This window comes from Amedibacillus sp. YH-ame6, from assembly GCF_053848845.1.
Window position 1 is genome coordinate 60540 of sequence record NZ_JBSPEZ010000015.1, and the last position, 17527, is coordinate 78066.

The 17527-nt window shown below is 35.2% G+C and carries 19 protein-coding genes and 1 other annotated feature; of the genes, 16 read left to right on the plus strand and 3 right to left on the minus strand.

Features of this window, described 5'->3' with window-relative positions:
• Positions 1 to 41 precede the first annotated feature (41 nt).
• Positions 42 to 617, plus strand: coding sequence for a nitroreductase family protein (locus ACWG0P_RS10600; RefSeq protein WP_455801695.1), 576 nt, complete (start codon positions 42 to 44; stop codon positions 615 to 617).
• A 50-nt stretch (positions 618 to 667) separates the two neighbouring features.
• Here ACWG0P_RS10600 and ACWG0P_RS10605 read toward each other — a convergent pair whose 3' ends face one another.
• Positions 668 to 1423, minus strand: a complete 756-nt coding sequence (locus ACWG0P_RS10605; protein WP_455801696.1) for an alpha/beta hydrolase — start codon at positions 1421 to 1423, stop codon at positions 668 to 670.
• Positions 1424 to 1589: 166 nt separating this feature from the next.
• Here ACWG0P_RS10605 and ACWG0P_RS10610 point away from each other — a divergent pair, with 166 nt between their 5' ends.
• Positions 1590 to 1850 carry a thioredoxin family protein gene (locus ACWG0P_RS10610; protein WP_455791458.1) on the plus strand — a complete coding sequence of 87 codons (261 nt, stop codon included), beginning with the start codon at positions 1590 to 1592 and terminating at the stop codon, positions 1848 to 1850.
• A 51-nt stretch (positions 1851 to 1901) separates the two neighbouring features.
• Here the strand turns inward: ACWG0P_RS10610 and ACWG0P_RS10615 are convergent, their stop codons facing one another.
• Positions 1902 to 3110: an ATP-grasp domain-containing protein gene (locus ACWG0P_RS10615; protein ID WP_455801697.1), complete on the minus strand. Its 1209-nt coding sequence runs from the start codon at positions 3108 to 3110 to the stop codon at positions 1902 to 1904.
• A gap of 188 nt (positions 3111 to 3298) precedes the next feature.
• Positions 3299 to 3517 (plus strand) — a binding site (T-box leader).
• Between the two features lie 135 nt (positions 3518 to 3652).
• On the opposite strand from ACWG0P_RS10615, the gene ACWG0P_RS10620 reads away from it, so the two are divergent.
• From ACWG0P_RS10620 to ACWG0P_RS10660, 9 genes are all read left to right on the plus strand, one after another.
• Entirely contained in the window at positions 3653 to 4882 is a 1230-nt protein-coding gene (locus ACWG0P_RS10620; RefSeq protein WP_455801698.1) for an argininosuccinate synthase, read from the plus strand.
• An 18-nt stretch (positions 4883 to 4900) separates the two neighbouring features.
• Entirely contained in the window at positions 4901 to 6280 is a 1380-nt protein-coding gene (argH, locus tag ACWG0P_RS10625; RefSeq protein ID WP_455801699.1) for an argininosuccinate lyase, read from the plus strand.
• Positions 6281 to 7321, plus strand: a complete 1041-nt coding sequence (argC, locus tag ACWG0P_RS10630; RefSeq protein ID WP_455801700.1) for an N-acetyl-gamma-glutamyl-phosphate reductase — start codon at positions 6281 to 6283, stop codon at positions 7319 to 7321.
• A gap of 14 nt (positions 7322 to 7335) precedes the next feature.
• A complete protein-coding gene (gene argJ, locus ACWG0P_RS10635) occupies positions 7336 to 8553 on the plus strand; it encodes a bifunctional glutamate N-acetyltransferase/amino-acid acetyltransferase ArgJ (RefSeq protein WP_455801701.1) in 1218 nt (405 codons plus the stop codon).
• A 10-nt stretch (positions 8554 to 8563) separates the two neighbouring features.
• Positions 8564 to 9442, plus strand: a complete 879-nt coding sequence (gene argB / locus ACWG0P_RS10640) for an acetylglutamate kinase (protein ID WP_455801702.1) — start codon at positions 8564 to 8566, stop codon at positions 9440 to 9442.
• The gene (locus ACWG0P_RS10645) at positions 9439 to 10614 is read left to right on the plus strand and encodes an acetylornithine/succinylornithine family transaminase (protein WP_455801703.1); all 1176 of its coding nucleotides are present in this window, start codon (positions 9439 to 9441) and stop codon (positions 10612 to 10614) included. The genes argB and ACWG0P_RS10645 overlap by 4 nt, the downstream gene beginning before the upstream one ends.
• A gap of 1 nt (position 10615) precedes the next feature.
• Positions 10616 to 11524, plus strand: a complete 909-nt coding sequence (gene argF, locus ACWG0P_RS10650) for an ornithine carbamoyltransferase (RefSeq protein WP_455791450.1) — start codon at positions 10616 to 10618, stop codon at positions 11522 to 11524.
• A gap of 97 nt (positions 11525 to 11621) precedes the next feature.
• A complete protein-coding gene (locus ACWG0P_RS10655; RefSeq protein WP_455801704.1) occupies positions 11622 to 12215 on the plus strand; it encodes a TlpA family protein disulfide reductase in 594 nt (197 codons plus the stop codon).
• Positions 12212 to 12739: an ECF transporter S component gene (locus tag ACWG0P_RS10660; RefSeq protein WP_455801705.1), complete on the plus strand. Its 528-nt coding sequence runs from the start codon at positions 12212 to 12214 to the stop codon at positions 12737 to 12739. The genes ACWG0P_RS10655 and ACWG0P_RS10660 overlap by 4 nt, the downstream gene beginning before the upstream one ends.
• Before the next feature lie 11 nt (positions 12740 to 12750).
• Here the strand turns inward: ACWG0P_RS10660 and ACWG0P_RS10665 are convergent, their stop codons facing one another.
• A complete protein-coding gene (locus tag ACWG0P_RS10665; RefSeq protein ID WP_455801706.1) occupies positions 12751 to 13347 on the minus strand; it encodes a xanthine phosphoribosyltransferase in 597 nt (198 codons plus the stop codon).
• Between the two features lie 138 nt (positions 13348 to 13485).
• Here ACWG0P_RS10665 and ACWG0P_RS10670 point away from each other — a divergent pair, with 138 nt between their 5' ends.
• From ACWG0P_RS10670 to ACWG0P_RS10690, 5 genes are all read left to right on the plus strand, one after another.
• Positions 13486 to 14343 carry a DMT family transporter gene (locus tag ACWG0P_RS10670; RefSeq protein WP_455801707.1) on the plus strand — a complete coding sequence of 286 codons (858 nt, stop codon included), beginning with the start codon at positions 13486 to 13488 and terminating at the stop codon, positions 14341 to 14343.
• 114 nt (positions 14344 to 14457) lie between these two features.
• On the plus strand, positions 14458 to 15906 hold the full coding sequence (locus ACWG0P_RS10675) for a 4Fe-4S dicluster domain-containing protein (protein WP_455801708.1): 1449 nt from the start codon (positions 14458 to 14460) through the stop codon (positions 15904 to 15906).
• A gap of 65 nt (positions 15907 to 15971) precedes the next feature.
• Complete coding sequence (locus tag ACWG0P_RS10680; protein WP_455801709.1) at positions 15972 to 16304, plus strand: hypothetical protein; 333 nt, start codon at positions 15972 to 15974, stop codon at positions 16302 to 16304.
• A 67-nt stretch (positions 16305 to 16371) separates the two neighbouring features.
• A complete protein-coding gene (locus ACWG0P_RS10685; RefSeq protein WP_455793326.1) occupies positions 16372 to 16587 on the plus strand; it encodes a YneF family protein in 216 nt (71 codons plus the stop codon).
• Positions 16588 to 16688: 101 nt separating this feature from the next.
• Complete coding sequence (locus ACWG0P_RS10690) at positions 16689 to 17381, plus strand: transglycosylase domain-containing protein (RefSeq protein WP_455801710.1); 693 nt, start codon at positions 16689 to 16691, stop codon at positions 17379 to 17381.
• The last annotated feature ends 146 nt before the right edge of the window (positions 17382 to 17527 follow it).

The following is a 17527-nucleotide window of genomic DNA, read 5'->3' on the forward strand; positions in this document are numbered from 1 at the left end:
AGAAGTATGGTATACTTTTGCTAGAGAAATGAGGGATGTATATGTTCATGGATTTAGTTGTACAAAATAGAAGTTATCGTGGATATGATGAAAGTCGTAAAATTACAAAAGAAGAAATGCTAGATATGATCAATCATGCACGTTTATGCGCAAGTAGTGTAAATAAACAGCCTTTAAAGTATTATGTGGCATATGATGAGGAAATGGTAAAAAAAATACAACCTCTTACTGGTTGGGCAAAAGCTTTGGATATGAAATTACCTCATGATGGGAAATGTCCTACAGGGTTCATTGTTATTTGTCAGGATACCAATATTATGAAGAATACAGATGCTTTTCTTCGGGATGTAGGGATTGTTGCCCAAACTATGTTGTTACGCGCTGTTGAAATGAGATTGGGTGGTTGTATGATTGGAAACTTCAAAGTAGAAGATATACAAAAAACACTTCATTTAAAAGAGGGGATATATCCACATCTTATTCTTGCGATTGGAAAACCAGATGAAGAAGTAATCATTACAGATGTACAAGATCAAAAAACGAATTATTATCGTGATGAAGAAGATCGTCACTATGTACCAAAAAGATATTTAGAAGATCTTCTTATAAATGAATAAAGCTTAGTTGTATTCCTAATGTAAAGAAAACCCATTTTGCGTAAATGGGTTTATTTATATAAATAAGGGATGAATGTCTCAAGTTCTTCGTGCCAACTCGCTTCGCTATGTTTTCCTTTAAATATAAGATTTGGAAGAATGGAAACTTGTTGTTCATTAAGCAATTGAAGAATCTTTAGGAAGTTATTCATAGCCTTTGCTAATTGATTTTTTGAACGGAATTCATCACTTCCATAGGAAATATAGATATGTGTATCTTTGTGTAAGCGTGCAGATTTGATTTCCTGTTCTATAGGTTGTTGTAAGCTATAAATAAAAGGCGATAAACAGGCTGCTTTTGAAAATGTATCATTATGATGGAGAATGGAATATAATGCCATCAATCCTCCCATAGAACTACCACCTATAGCAGTATGTTTTCTGCTGGGAAGAGTTCGATAACGACGATCGATCCATGTTTTCAAGTCTCCTACAACCCATTCCATAAATTCTTTACCTTGTGCATGGATTTCACCTACTTGGGTATCCTTAAAGTCGTAGGGGGAAAATTCTTCTAAGCGACGATAGCCTTCATGGTTACATTCAATACCTACGATGATCAAATCTTGTTCTTGCTTATCTAAATAATCTTTTAAACCCCAACTGGTGCCAAAGGTAGCATCTTCATTATGAAAAAGATTATGTCCATCATACATATACATAACTGGATAATTCTTCTTTGAAGAATCATAATCATGTGGTAAATAAATGTGCAAAGTTCGCATGTCATGAAAACAAGGAATGTAGATTTGTTCTTTTTTAACCATAATAGCACCTCATGGTAAATATTATAGCATATATCAAGAGAGGTTGAATGTTATTATCTTGTTAAACTACATAAAAAGGGGAAGATTATTCAAGTATGATATAGGAATAGGCAAAAGCTTTTGAAAATAGGAAAGATTGTGCGATAATGTACACAGAGGTGATACTATGAAACATGTTAAAATGATGTATTTGAAAAGTTGTCCTTATTGTAAACAAGCATTTGCGATGATGGAAGAATTGAAACAAAACCATCCTGAATATCAAAGCATTGAAATAGAAGAAATCGAAGAACAAATGGAAGAAGAAAAAACTGCAGGGTATGATTACTGGTATGTTCCTACCTATTTTGTAGATGATATCAAGGTTCATGAAGGAATTCCTAGTGTGGAAAAATTAGAAGAAGTGTTAAAACAAGCAAGTATGTAAAAAACAGCCAAGTGATTTCTTCACAAGGCTGTTTTTTAAGACATTTGTTCACTATAATGTTGTGTTTGTTTCATCTTTCGTGATTTCTTCACTATACTTAAAGAAAGCAAGCATATCTTTTTCACTCTTAAATCGTGCGACAATAATTTCTTCTCCCATAGCACTTGCGAGTGCTTTTGGAAGACGTTGTACCATTAAGATGGAATCTTGGTATTTCTTTTGGATATCTTTTACGGTGTGTGCGTATTGGATATGGTCACGCCGTCCAATAAAACCAGATGCATATTTACGGATTTGTTGATATTTGATTTTATCATAAACAATCATATCTGCCCATAATTGGTATACATTGGAATCACAAGCATAATTGATCATATCTGGAAGAAATCCACCCGGTGGTCTCATGTTTACTTCTAATCCTATGATATCTCCTTTTTTACCAACGTGTTGATCTTCGTTTAATCGGAAGAACTCGAAATGAAAGAAACGACTTCTTGTATCGAAGGCATGTACAGCTTTGGTACCTACGTCCATAATATCATCAGGAATATTGACATAAGAATAACAACCAATACTCTTTTGTTCATTTACCGCATCCATGATACTATCTGTATATTGATGACTTGTCACAAAAAGGATTTCTTTTTCACTATTCGCAATTCCATCAAATGAGAAACAACTTCCATTGATGTATTCTTCCATAATCATTTCATGTGTAAATGGAACTTGAAAAGCTTTGATTAAATCTTTTTGTGATTTTATTTTGAAGGTATCATTTGCGCCAACTCCAACATTTGGTTTGATAACAATGGGGAATCCGACTTCCTTAACAAACTTCGTAGCATTTTCTAATGTGGTTGCGATTTGATAACGCGCTGTGGCAATACCAGCTTTATGAAAGAATTCTTTCATACGTGATTTGCTTTGGTATTCATCCATGCGCTCATATGGAAATCCATTTTCTACATTGAAGTCTTTGCGTAGCTTCGCATCTTGGCGTAACCAATATTCATTGTTGGACTCAATCCAATCAATTTTTCCATATTTAAAGGTAAAATAAGCTACGGCACGAAGCATCTGATCATAGTCTTCCATCGAATCTACACGATAATATTCAGTGATAGAATTTTTAAGATTCGTTGATAAGCTTTGATAAGGGGCATCCGCGATTGCTAAAACATTGACTCCGTTATTCTTTAATCCCTGGCAAAACAACCAATAACTTTCAGGGAAATTTGGTGATATAAATACAAAATTCATAAGAGGTCCTCCTTATCTGTACAGTATTATTGTAAAGCTTTTCATTTTTAATGTCAAAATGAATACATAGGAATTATAATGGAAAATAAATTGTATGCAAATGTGATGCTAATGAAAATTTTACATACATTATGTAAATAAATGTAATATTACGTTGACAATGTTTTCCTGTTGATGTATGATTGTTCTATAAATCAATGATGCAGGAGAGTATTTACAGATTTGACGCAAAGCGAAATAGCGACTGGTGAAAGGCTATTGGATGATCTGGAAAGAAGCGCACCGGCTAGAGTCTGTGGGAAGTTATAGTATCACAGAACGCGTAATTCAGCGTTATGAATGAGGGATCTTATAAACAATACATATAAGATAACTAGAGTGGCACCGCGTTTATAAGCGTCTCTGGATAGAAATATCTAGGCGCTTTTTTTGCATATAAGGGGTGTGATGAATTTGATTTATAGAAAGCGACGACGATGTAAGAGTTCGTACATTAAGTAAAGAAAACATCATAAAAAAATAAGAAAGTAGAGGAGAACATGATGAGTAAAAATAAGAAAGATATTAAGAAGATTGTATTAGCATATTCAGGAGGATTAGACACGTCTATTATGATCCACTGGTTAAAAGAAAATTACAACAACCCTGAAATTATTGCGGTTTCTGGAGATGTTGGTCAAAAAGATGAATTAGAAGGATTGGAAGAAAAAGCAATCAAGACAGGAGCTAGTAAATGTTACGTTTTAGATTTGAAAGATTCTTTTGTAGAAGATTATATTTTCCCTTGCCTAAAAGCAAATGCCAAATATGAAGATGTATATTTACTAGGAACAGCTTTTGCTAGACCAATCATTGGGAAAGGATTGGTAGACATTGCTATTAAAGAAGGGGCGGATGCCATTTGCCATGGTTGTACAGGAAAAGGAAATGACCAAGTTCGTTTTGAATTAGCGGTAAAAGCATTTGCACCTGATATGCAAATTATTGCGCCTTGGAGAACATGGGAATTAAAATCTCGTGAGGAAGAAATCGAATATGCAGAAGCTCGTAATATTCCTTTGAAGATTAATAGAGAAACAAATTATTCAAAAGACAAAAACATTTGGCACTTATCACATGAAGGATTAGACTTAGAAGATCCTAACAATGAGCCAGATTATGATAAGATCCTTGAGATGGGTGTCACTCCTGAAAAAGCACCAGATAAAGCTACGTATGTGACAATTCATTTTGAAAAGGGAATTCCAACAGCTGTTGATGGTGTGCCTATGAAAGCACAAGAACTATTATTAAAACTTAATAAATTAGGTGGAGAAAATGGTATTGGTATCATTGATATGGTTGAAAATCGTTTGGTTGGTATGAAATCACGTGGAGTCTATGAAACACCAGGTGGAACCATTTTATACAAAGCACATGAATTATTAGAAACGATTACAATTGATAAAGAAACACAACATTACAAACAACTGATTTCCGTTAAATTTGGAGAGATGTTATACAATGGACAATGGTTCACTCCATTAAGAGAAGCATTAAGTGCTTTTGTGGATAAAGTAAGTGAAACTGTAAATGGAGATGTAAAATTAAAACTTTATAAAGGAAATATTACACCTGCTGGAATGACAAGTCCAACTACACTTTATTCTGAACAAATAGCAAGCTTTGGAGAAGATGATTCTTATGATCAAAATGATTCTGCAGGATTCATTAACTTATTTGGATTACCAATCAAAGTAAAAGCAATGATGGATGCGAAAAACAAAAAATAAGAGGACAGGAGAAAACATATGAGTTTATGGGACGCAAGATTTAAAAAAGAGGCAGACAAACGATTGAATGATTTTAATTCTTCTATATCAGTTGATCATTTGATGTATGCACATGATATCAAGGGGAGTCTTGCGCACGCACAGATGTTAGCAAGTTGTGGAATCATTGCGCAAGATGATTTTCTGAAAATCAAAGAGGGATTGTTATCTATTCAAAAAGATATAGAAGAAAAAACATTGGAAATTGATCCTTTTGCGGAAGATATTCATATGTTTATGGAGACAGAACTTACCAACCGTATCGGTGATGCTGGGAAAAGACTTCATACAGCACGTTCAAGAAATGACCAAGTAGCTTTGGACGCAAGAATGTACATCAGTGATGAAGTAAGTGTAGTCATCGATGAATTGAAGGAATTGGTAAATGTGCTTTGTGAGAAAGCAAGCACTCATACAAAAACAATCATGCCTGGTTATACACATTTACAACGTGCACAACCAATCACATTTGCTCATCATTTGATGGCATATACAGAAATGTTTTTACGTGATATTGAAAGACTTCAAGAATGTCAAAAACGTATTCGTACACTGCCTTTAGGAAGTGGGGCGTTGGCTACGACAACCTATCCAATTGATCGTTTTATGGTTAAAGATTTGTTGAAGTTTGATAGTGTATCTATGAATAGCTTGGATGGTGTAAGTGATCGTGATTTCTGTATTGAAGTGGCATCTAATGTATCGATGTTAATGATGCATCTATCACGTTTCTCTGAAGAAATCATTCTTTGGTGTTCATGGGAATATAAATTCATGGAATTAGACGATGCTTTTGCGACAGGAAGCAGTATTATGCCACAAAAGAAAAATCCTGATGTTGCAGAGTTAATTCGTGGAAAGACTGGAAGGGTATATGGAGATTTACAAACGTTGTTAGTTATGATGAAGGGGCTTCCTTTGGCATACAATAAAGACATGCAAGAAGATAAAGAAGCAACGTTTGATGCTTTATCTACTGTACACTTATGTCTAACTACGTTTACACCTATGTTAGCAACTAGTAAAGTATTGAGTGAAAATATGCGTAAAGCAGCGGCGAAAGGTTTTATCAATGCGACTGATTGTGCAGATTATTTAGTAAAAAAAGGAATGGCATTTCGTGATGCCTATCGTGTCATTGGTGCACTTGTAGCCTATGCACAAGAACATGATAAAACTTTAGAAAATTTAACATTAGAGGAATATAAACAAGCGCATGAATCTTTTGAAGAAGATGTGTTTGAAGCCATTTCTTTAGATACATGTGTCAATCAACGTGGAGTTGTAGGAGGTCCTGCACCTGAAGTTGTTGAGGCACATATAGAACATGTGAAAACCATCCTAAGGGAGATGAAATAAATGGAGAAAATTAAGGTAGGGGTTATTGGGGCTAGTGGCTATGCTGGAGCTGAACTTGTACGTCTATTGTGGACACATCCTAATGTTTTGATAAGCGGTATCAGTTCCCAAAGTTATATAGGAAAAAAGATCAGTGATTTATATCCAGGGTTTTATCAAGTATGTGATATGGTATTCGAAGAAGAAGATGCAGTAATTCAAAAAAGTGATGTTGTCTTTGCGTCTTTGCCTCATGGATTAAGTGAGCCTTTGGCACGTAAGTGTATGGATGCTCAGAAGAAGTTCATCGATTTAGGGGCAGATTTTCGATTGGATGATGAAAAAGACTATAATATGTGGTACAAGCTTGATTATAATGATAAAGAACTTCATGAACTTGCGGTTTATGGGTTACCTGAATTGTTTCGTGATTCTATAAAAGATGCTCAAATCATTGGAAATCCTGGTTGTTATCCAACTTCCATTGCATTAGCATTAGCTCCTGTATTACAAAAGAACATGGCTGATGTAAAACATATTATAATTGATTCTAAATCAGGAACCACTGGTGCAGGTAAAGGATTAAGTGAAGGTACACATTTTCCTCGTTGTAATGAATCCTTTGCGCCTTATAAAATCGCACAACATCGTCATACACCAGAGATTGAACAAACACTTACAAAGTTAGCAAGCGAACAAGCTAAGATTAGCTTTACACCACATTTGTTGCCAGTAAATAGAGGGATAATCTCAACGATTTATGTTGATCTATTACAGGATGTAAGTTATGACGAGGTATATGCAATGTATCAAAAATTTTATGAAAATGAACAATTTGTTCGTGTACTATCAAAAGGGAATTTTGCAGATTTAAAATTTATCAAGTATTCTAATTATTGCGATATTTCCATTCATATGGATGAGCGTAATCAACGTTTGATAGTAGTATCTGCAATTGATAATATGGTAAAAGGGGCAGCAGGACAAGCAATTCAAAATATGAACATACTATTTGGTTTGAAGGAGAATACAGGCTTAACAATGGTACCTGCATCCTTCTAGGAAGGGAATTTAAAATGAGTGAATATAAAGTGAACGGTATCTGTGCACCGAAGGGATTTAAGGCTAGTGGATTACATTGTGGTGTGCGTAAGAATCGTCTTAAGAAAGATCTATCTTTGATCTATAGTGAGACGATGTGTACAGCAGCTGCCACATATACATTAAATAAAGTAAAAGGTGCCCCTATTTTTGTGACAAAGAAACATCTAGAAAATGGGAAAGCACAAGCAATGCTTTGCAATAGTGGGAATGCGAATACTTGTAATGCAGATGGTGAAGATATTGCGAATGCGATGTGCAAGTTATGCGCAGATGAACTACAAATACACGAAGAAGATATTATTATCGCATCAACGGGTGTGATAGGGGAACCATTGAGTATTGCGCCATTTGAAAAACATATGGGAGCGCTTGTAAAGAAATTAAGCTATGATGGAGGAAGTGATGCCTGTGAAGGAATCATGACTACTGATACGTTTAAAAAGGAATATGCAACGAAATTCGTACTTGATGGAAAAACCTGTCATGTAGGCGGTATGGCAAAGGGGAGTGGGATGATTCATCCCAATATGGCTACGATGTTGGCGTTTTTGACTACAGATGTAGCTATCTCTTCACAAATGCTCGATGAAGTTATACATGAAGTTGTTAATGATACATTCAATATGGTGAGTGTAGATGGAGATACCTCAACGAATGATATGTTATCTATTTTGGCAAATGGAATGGCAAACAATAAAGAAATTACTGAACGTGGTGAAGATTTTGATATTTTTAAAGCTGCACTAATGGATATTTGTACGGAAATTTCTAGGAATATTGCGAAAGATGGAGAAGGAGCTACAAAATTATTAACGGCTCAAGTCATTCATGCAAATACAATATCGGCGGCAAAAGAAATTGCGAAATCTGTTATTACCAGTTCTTTGTTTAAGGCAGCAATGTTTGGAAAAGACGCTAACTGGGGTAGAATTCTTTGTGCGATTGGGTACTGTGAATCCGATTTCGAAGTAAACTGTATCGATGTTTCTTTGGAAAGTGCGAATGGGAAGATTGATGTTTGTAAAAACGGGGCAGGATGTGGATTCGATGAAGAAGAAGCGTTGAAAATTTTAGAAAAAGATGAAATTCTAATTTTAATCGATTTGCACCAAGGAGAAGAAAAAGCTTGTGCTTGGGGATGCGATTTAACCTACGATTATGTAAAAATTAACGGAGATTACCGTACGTAAGGAGGCTTATATGAAAATAGATCCAATACAAAAAGCGACCATATTATCTCAAGCACTTCCTTATATTCAAAAATACAATGGGAAAATCGTCGTTGTGAAATATGGTGGAAACGCCATGAAAAATGAAGAATTAAAAATGAACGTCATGACAGATATCGTGTTATTATCTGAAGTTGGAATTCATGTGGTGTTGGTTCATGGCGGGGGACCTGAAATTAACCATATGCTTAATAAAGTTGGAAAGAAATCTGAGTTTATTGCGGGATTGCGTCATACAGATGATGAAACAATGGATATCGTGCAGATGGTATTAGCAGGTAAAACGAACAAAGACCTTGTGTCCTTAATCAATCAAAAAGGTGCAAGAGCCGTTGGATTAAGTGGTATGGATGCGAATATTATTCATGCGAAAAAATATGAAGTTGAAGAAGGAGATTTAGGCTTTGTTGGAGAGATTGAAGAAATCGATGAACGTTTGATCCTCGATGTGATTGAAAAGGGATATATTCCAGTTATAGCTAGTGTTGGTTGTGACGGGGACGGACACTCTTATAATATCAACGCGGATACAGCTGCCTCTAGTATTGCGGCAAAACTAAACGCGGAGAATATGATTCTAGTAAGTGATATTCCTGGTGTCTTATTTGATCCAAAAGATGAATCTTCTTTAATTTCAAAAATTTATTTACATGAAGTGGAGTATTTAAAGGAATCTGGTGTAATCACTGGTGGAATGATTCCAAAAGTAGAATGTTGTGTAAATGCTGTACATGAACAAGTTCGTAAAGCGGTAATTATTGATGGACGTGTACCACACTCTATCTTGATTGAAATGTTTTCGGAAGATGGGATTGGAACGATGTTTGAAGAAGGTGAGGTATCATTATGATGAGTATAAAAGACATAGATACTACGTATATTGCGGGTACGTATGCTCGTTATGATGTTGTGTTGACACATGGTAAAAATGCGCTTGTATACGACGAAACTGGAAAAGAATATATCGATTGTACAGCGGGTATTGGAGTAAATGCGTTGGGATTTGCGAATAAGGAATGGGTAGATGCTGTTTGTAAACAAGCCAGTGAGCTTGCACATGTATCAAATTTGTACTATACAACTCCAGGGGCGACTCTAGCGAAAACGCTTTGTGAAAAAAGTGGAATGAAACGACTGTTTTTTGCGAATAGTGGTGCAGAAGCTAATGAAGGTGCGATAAAGGTTGCCCGTAAATATTCTTATGATAAATACCAAAATGATCGATTTGAAATTATCACGTTAGTAAATTCTTTTCATGGTCGTACGGTTACCACATTGAGTGCGACTGGACAAGACCATTTCCATCAATACTTTGATCCGTTTACTCCAGGGTTTGTGCATGCTATCGCAAACGATATCATGGATATGAAGGCAAAAGTAAATGAGAAAACATGCGCCATTATGATAGAGTTGATACAAGGAGAAGGTGGTGTACTTCCTTTAGAAAAAAAATATGTAAAGGAAGTTGCGAAACTATGTAAAGAACGCGATATATTACTTATCGTTGATGAAGTGCAAACGGGAATTGGTCGTACAGGTACTTTGTATGCATATGAACAATTTGATCTTTCACCAGATATTGTGACAAGTGCGAAGGGGCTAGGAAATGGTCTACCAATTGGCGCTGTGTTATTGAACGAAAAAGTGGAATATGTACTTGGTGCTGGTGATCATGGGACTACCTTTGGAGGTAATCCTATTGTATGTGCAGGAGCATCCGTTGTATTAAAGAATATGAATCAAAAAATGTTGGACGATATCGTAGAAAAAGGAGAGTATTTAAAGAAACGCTTACTTACTATGAAACATGTTGTTCAAGTGAATGGTATGGGATTGATGCGTGGTGTTGTGTTAGAGAATGTTGCCGCAAAAGATATTGTTGTAGCTTGTATTGAGCGAGGCGTGTTGTTGTTGACGGCAAAAGATAAGCTACGCTTTTTGCCACCGCTTACCATTACAAAAACCGAATTGAAGAAAGCATTGGATATTCTAGAAGACGTTCTAGCAACGTGGGAGGTATAATATGAAACATTTATTAACACTGGCTGATCTTACAAAAGAAGAATTGTATGAAATATTAGATTTGGCTGATAAATTAAAAGATGAAGTAAAACATGGAATCTTTAAGGATTATCTTAAGAATAAAACATTGGGTATGATATTTACCAAATCTTCTACTAGAACACGTGTATCTTTTGAAGTTGGAATGACACAATTAGGTGGATATGCATTGTTTTTAAATGGAAACGATATGCAACTAGGACGTGGAGAACCAATCAAAGATACAGCACGTGTGTTGAGTCGTTATCTTGATGGTATTATGATTCGTACGTATAAGCACAGTGATTTGGAAGAATTAGCTGAATTTGGAAGTATTCCAATTATCAACGGATTAACGGATTACGTACACCCTTGCCAAGTGTTGGCAGATTTACAAACCATTCGTGAATATAAAGGGAAACTTGAAGGTTTAAAGATGTGTTTTATTGGGGCAGGTAATAATATGGCCAATTCTTTAATCAATGGTGGTATATTGGCAGGTATGGAAGTTGCTTGTGCTTGTCCAGTGGAATATTTGCCAGATGAGAACATTGTTGCTAGAGCAAGTGCAACTGGACGTTTTACATTAACACAAGATGTGTTAGCGGCAGCGAAAGATGCAGATGTTGTGGTAACCGATGTATGGGCAAGTATGGGAGAAGAAGGGGAAGCGGATGAGCGTAAACGTATTTTTGAAGGAAAATATCAAATTAACGATCAAGTGATGGAAGTTGCTAAAGCAGATGCGATGGTATTACATTGTCTTCCAGCACATCGTGAAGAAGAAATTACAGAGAAGGTTTTCGAAGCACATGCAAATGAAATCTTTGATGAAGCAGAGAATCGTTTACATGCACAAAAGGCTGTACTCGTAAAGACTATGATGGATTAAGGTGTAGATAACACCTTTTTTCATTTGCCAAACGTAAATCATAGACAAATGCTATGGAAACATATAAAATAGATACGTATAAAAAGGAGGAATGCTTATGAAGAAACTGATTTTGCTTTTCATGGCGTTATGCTTAGTTGGATGTACTACAACAAAAGAAGAAGATAAGAAGAATACGGCTTGTGGTGATGAAGGATCTACTTCATGTAGTTTAGAGGAAAGCGCAGACATGAGTGATTATGAAAATTTTATAAATAAAGACAATCAATTTATAAAATCTGATATGCCTTCTGTTTTATCTATATTGGAAAAGAATCAAAATGCGGTTGTGTACTTTGGATTTCCAAAATGTCCATGGTGTGTTGAGGCATTGCCTATTTTAAATGATGTCGCAAAACAACAAGGAATCGAAATTTTGTATGTGCAAACACGAGACAATGATAAAAAATCATTGATCAGTGATGAAGAAAAGAAAACGATTATGGAATATACAGATAAATTCTTAGATAAAAATGAGGAAGGTAATAAACAATTCTATGTACCTTTTGTGATTACGATCGAAGATGGTAAAGTTACTGCAGGACATGTAGGGACTGTAGATGGATATGATACTAGTGAGCGTAAAATGAATGAACAAGAGAAACAAGAGTTAACAAATATTTATACGGAAATGCTTAAGGATAAAAAATGAAAAGTCAAGTAAAGAATATTTCGCTTTCCTCCATGTTTTTAGCCATGGGGATCATTCTTCCTATGGCGTTTCATTGGTTTACATTTACATCTGGAGCTGTATTTTTACCGATGCATATTCCAGTGCTCTTATGTGGGTTTCTATGTGGTCCATTTTATGGGGCTTTGGTGGGTATTCTAACGCCATTGTTATCTAGTGTATTAACGGGGATGCCGATGCTTATGCCAGTTGGTGTATCCATGATGTTTGAACTTATGACCTATGGAATATTAAGTGGTATTTGTGTAAAACGCTTCCGTATTTACCCTAGTTTGATTCTTACCATGTTGGCTGGACGTGCGGTAAGTGGAGTGGTAACGCTTGTATTATTAAGCTTTACTGGTAAAGCTTATACACTGGCAATCTTTATAGGAAGTGCATTTGTGACTGCCTTTCCTGGGATTGTATTGCAGTTGTTGGTGGTACCATTTTTGGTACGGGTTGTTATGAAGATCCGAAATCAAAACAGAATAGATAAGATTTAAAAAAATCCACATCAGTTGTTCGATGTGGGTTTTTCTTCATTTACAAACGCTATGTGATCCTTGTCTAAAGATGCAATTCTTGCTTGAGAGTATACCATATATCCCTGTTCTTCTACTTTGCTTCTACCAGATTGGAAAGCTTTTTCAATCACGATACCAATGCCACTTACTTTGGCATTTGCTTGCTTTATAATATCGATAGCGCCTAAACAAGCTTCTCCGTTTGCCATAAAATCATCAATGAATAATACATAATCATTGTCGGATAAATATTTCTTCGAACAGGTGATATCATAATCCAAATCTTTTGTAAAAGAATGCACCTTCGTTTTATAAATATCGTCAGTCAAAATTTTAGACGTGTTCTTCTTAAAAAATACAACAGGTACTTGTAATAAGTAAGCAAGCATCAAAGAAGGCGCAATCCCACTTGTTTCAATGGTACACACTTTTGTGATGGGAACATCCTTGAAATGTTCTTTAAAATCTTGAGCGATTTGCATCATTAACTCTGCATCAATTTGATGATTCAAGAAAGAATCCACCTTTAAAACATCCTTGTTTAACGATTCACCATATCGTCTAATATAATCTTCTAGTAATTTCATATGCTTTTCTCCATCTTCAAATATAGTAAATATTATAGAGAATAAATAGGAAACTTGCAATATTTACAAGGAATTCCAAAAAAGTATTTTAATCGATATGAAGTTTATGATAAGATATAACGCGAATGAGGTGAGAGAATGAAGCGTTCATACGCAAATCTGATGTTGATTTTTGTTACCATCGTATGGGGCGGTGGATTTATTGCGACAAGTGGTGCTTTGGATACTTTTTCTCCTTTTTATATCATGATGATTCGTTTTGTTGGTGCAGCAATCATTCCGTTTATATTATGTTTTAAAAAGTTGAAGACACTTGATCGTTACGTAATTACACGTGGTTTATTATGTGGAGCTTTATTGTTTTTGGCATTTTCTTTTCAAACCTTTGGTTTAAAATATTCTTCACCAAGTAAGAATGCATTTTTGACGGCTACTAATGTCGTATTTGTTCCTTATTTGTTGTGGTTGTATGTAAGACGTAAACCGAATAAAAAAGAAATTATAGCAAGTGTAATTTGTGTTGTTGGGATTGCTTTGTTAACCTTGAAACCAGATGCATTAAGCTTGAATGTGGGAGATGTTTTATCTGTTATCTGTGCGTTCTTCTTCGCAACACATATGATTGCATTAGAGCGCTATTCTCATCATAGTGATGCGGTGGTAATGACAACTTTGCAAATGATAGGTGCTGGAGTAATGTCTACCATATGTGTATTGATATTTGAACAACCACCAGCAAACTTTGAAATGAGTGCATTGGGAAATATTCTATATTTGATTTTTGTATCTACCTTGTTAGCATATTTAGTACAAACATTTGCACAACGATACACAAGTGCCAATAGTGCTTCTTTAATTCTTTCTATGGAAGCCTTGTTTGCATCCTTGTTTTCCTTCCTTATTCTTCATGAGACGATGAGTATTATGATGATTGTAGGAGCGTGTTTGATATTTGCAAGTGTACTTTATATTGAATATAAGCCAAAAGGGAAGTAAACATAAACGACGAATGTAAAAAAAGACAAAAATTTTTCATTTCTGTCTTTTTTTATAATTTGTTTGTGCTATAATTAGCTTGTTAAAAATTACACAAGTGATTAGGAGGATATTATGTCATTATTTACCCATGAAGCAAGACAGTTTAAGTTCGATGTTCTACTCGAAGTTAGTAGACGTGCATTTTCTGGAACAATCAATGAAGATACATGCGATGAAGTAGCGAATCTTCTGATTCCTGGAAAACGTGCTGATTTTAGATGTTGTACGTATAAAGAAAAAGAAATTATTCGTCAGCGTACTCGTATCGCATTAGGGAAAACACCTGTACCTGTTGAACATAGCAATGAACGTCAAATCGTTCGTGTCATCGAAGCGGCATGTGATGGCTGTTCTATTCAAAAAATTCAAGTAACAGACAACTGCCGTAAATGTATGGCGAAAGCATGTTTATCAGCATGTAAGTTTGATGCTATACATATGGGAGAAGGTCGTGCATTTATTGATTATGACAAATGTAAAGAATGTGGGGCATGTAAGAATGCTTGTCCATTCAATGCGATTGTTGAAACACAACGTCCATGTATGAAAAGTTGTCCAGTGGATGCTATCTCTATGGATGAAGACAATCTTGCTCTTATTGATGAAGAAAAATGTATCAACTGTGGTGCTTGCCAAGCAAAATGTCCTTTTGGGGCAATCGAAGACATGTCTTGGATGGTAAACGTGATAGAAGAATTAAAAAGTGAAAATGATGTGTATGCAGTTTTTGCTCCTGCTATTCAGGGACAATTTGATGAAGCTACACTTCCACAAATTAAGGAAAGTATGCGTCTTTTAGGGTTTAAAGATGTATATGAAGCAGCAATTGGTGCAGATGCGGTAGCATGGTATGAAAAAGAAGATGCAAAAAAACATAAAGCAGAAGGCGTAAAAATTACAACTAGCTGTTGTCCTGGGTTTGTGAATTTAGCAAAACAACACTTCCCGGAAGTATATGAAAAGAATGTATCCCATATGGTAAGTCCAATGGTGGCTACGGCTCGATATTTGAAAAACAAGCATAAAGATTGCAAAGTTGTATTTGTTGGTCCTTGTGTTGCTAAGAAGCAAGAAGCATTAGATAGTGAAGTTGATTTCTGTATTACATTTGAAGAATTAGGGGCAATGTTGGTTTCTAAACATATCTCTCCTGAAAATGTAACTCCACGTGATGAAGATGTAGCATCTGCTCATGGACGTAACTTCTCTATTGGAGGAGGAGTTTCAAAAGCTGTTGGTATTGCACTTGCAGAAAATGGCGATGAAGCAATTAAAGCGGAATATGCGGATGGAAGCGTTGCTTGTAAGAAAGCATTGTTAATGATGAAGATAAATCGCTTTGAAGCTGATATTTTAGAAGGAATGGCTTGTCAGGGTGGATGTATTTGTGGTCCTGCAACCATTGAGTCTGCGATGAAAGTAAAAGCTAGAATGACGAAAGAAAACTTACCAATCAAGGATAAGACAATTCATTCCACATTAGAGAAATACGATTTCTCAGACATCGATTTACACCGTTAATACCTTTTTGACATAAAACGACAATGAAATGATAGGATGTATGGTAGGATACTTTTGGTGATATTATGAAAGTATGCTATGCAATACGTCCTTCTTTTTATGAATTGATACAACAACATCCTGAACTTTTACGTTCTAGCGAAGATCTGTCGATGGAACAAAGAGAATTGATGTTTGAAAAAATCGATATAAATTCTTTGATGATAAGCGCGAGTTCGTACTTTCAAAGCGCAATTGTCATGGAGGAATCCATACTTTATTTAGATCACTCAATAAGACAAAAACAATATTCCATGGAATGTTTTGAATATTTTGTAAAAATAGATTCTGAACAGAATCCATTTCTTCCATTTGTGAAACGTATATTTCGTAATTTTTTTGCGCTTGAGTGCGAATAAAGATGAAAAAGTATTGTAAAATGTTCTTAAAAATAGTAAAATGGACTTACTGCGAGGAGGATTACATATGGATTTAGTTAGTTCTATTATATTAACACTAGTTGGTTTAGTGGTCGGAGGTTTCTTAGGCTTTTATTTCACAAGAAAGAAGTTTGAGAAAGAACTGAAAGAAAACCCACCTATTAACGAGAAAATGATTCGTGCAATGTTCTTGCAAATGGGAAGAAAACCATCTGAAGCGCAGATCAAGCAAATAATGAAGTCTGTTAATTCCAATAGATAATACACGGGAAACCGTGTTTTATTTTTCTTACAATCAATAACAGAAGTGTAAGATAACGAAAAAATAAAACATATCATGTTATACTAGGGGCAGGTGATATTATGAAAATATTAAAAAGAATATTGTTGTTAATACTGCTATTAGCTCTTCTAGGTGGCATTGTATTTGCTGGAGTTGGATTCTTCAATTATAAATCCGCAATCAATAAAGAAAGTATTGAGGATAAAGTGAGTGAAATCCAAGGAAGTAGTGAATACGTCTCAAGCGAAGATATAAGCTCTTATTTATTAAAGGCAACGGTATCTATAGAAGACCATAGATTTTATGACCATAACGGAGTGGATTATTTCGCGATGTTACGTGCATTGGTTTCTAATATCTTTGCAAAGGGTATTGTTGGCGGAGGTAGTACGATTACACAACAACTTGCGAAAAATCTTTATTTTGATTATCAATCCACGTATTTACGTAAAGCGAGCGAAGTATTCATGGCCTATGATTTAGAAGGGAAATTGAGTAAAGAAGCAATCCTTGAGCTATATGTGAATGTTATCAATTATGGAGATAATTATATTGGTATAAAAGCGGCGAGTGAAGGATACTTTGGGAAAGAACCAAAAGATTTAACATTGAATGAGGCGACCTTATTGGCAGGACTTCCACAATCGCCAAGTAATTATCAACTAAGTGATCATAAAGAAAATGCTTTAAAGAGACAAAAACAAGTGTTAGAAGCTATGGTACGCGATGAAGAAATCACAGAAGCACAGATGGAACTTATCGTTGGGAAATAGATATAGAATGAAGTCTTGAAAAAAAGGTAAAGTGAAAATGTAAATTCCACAATAAGTATAGAAGAATTAGTACGTGGAATTTATTCTTACAAAAACTTCAATTCAGCTGAACAAGCAAGATTTGGAGTTTTTTTTATAGCCCATTT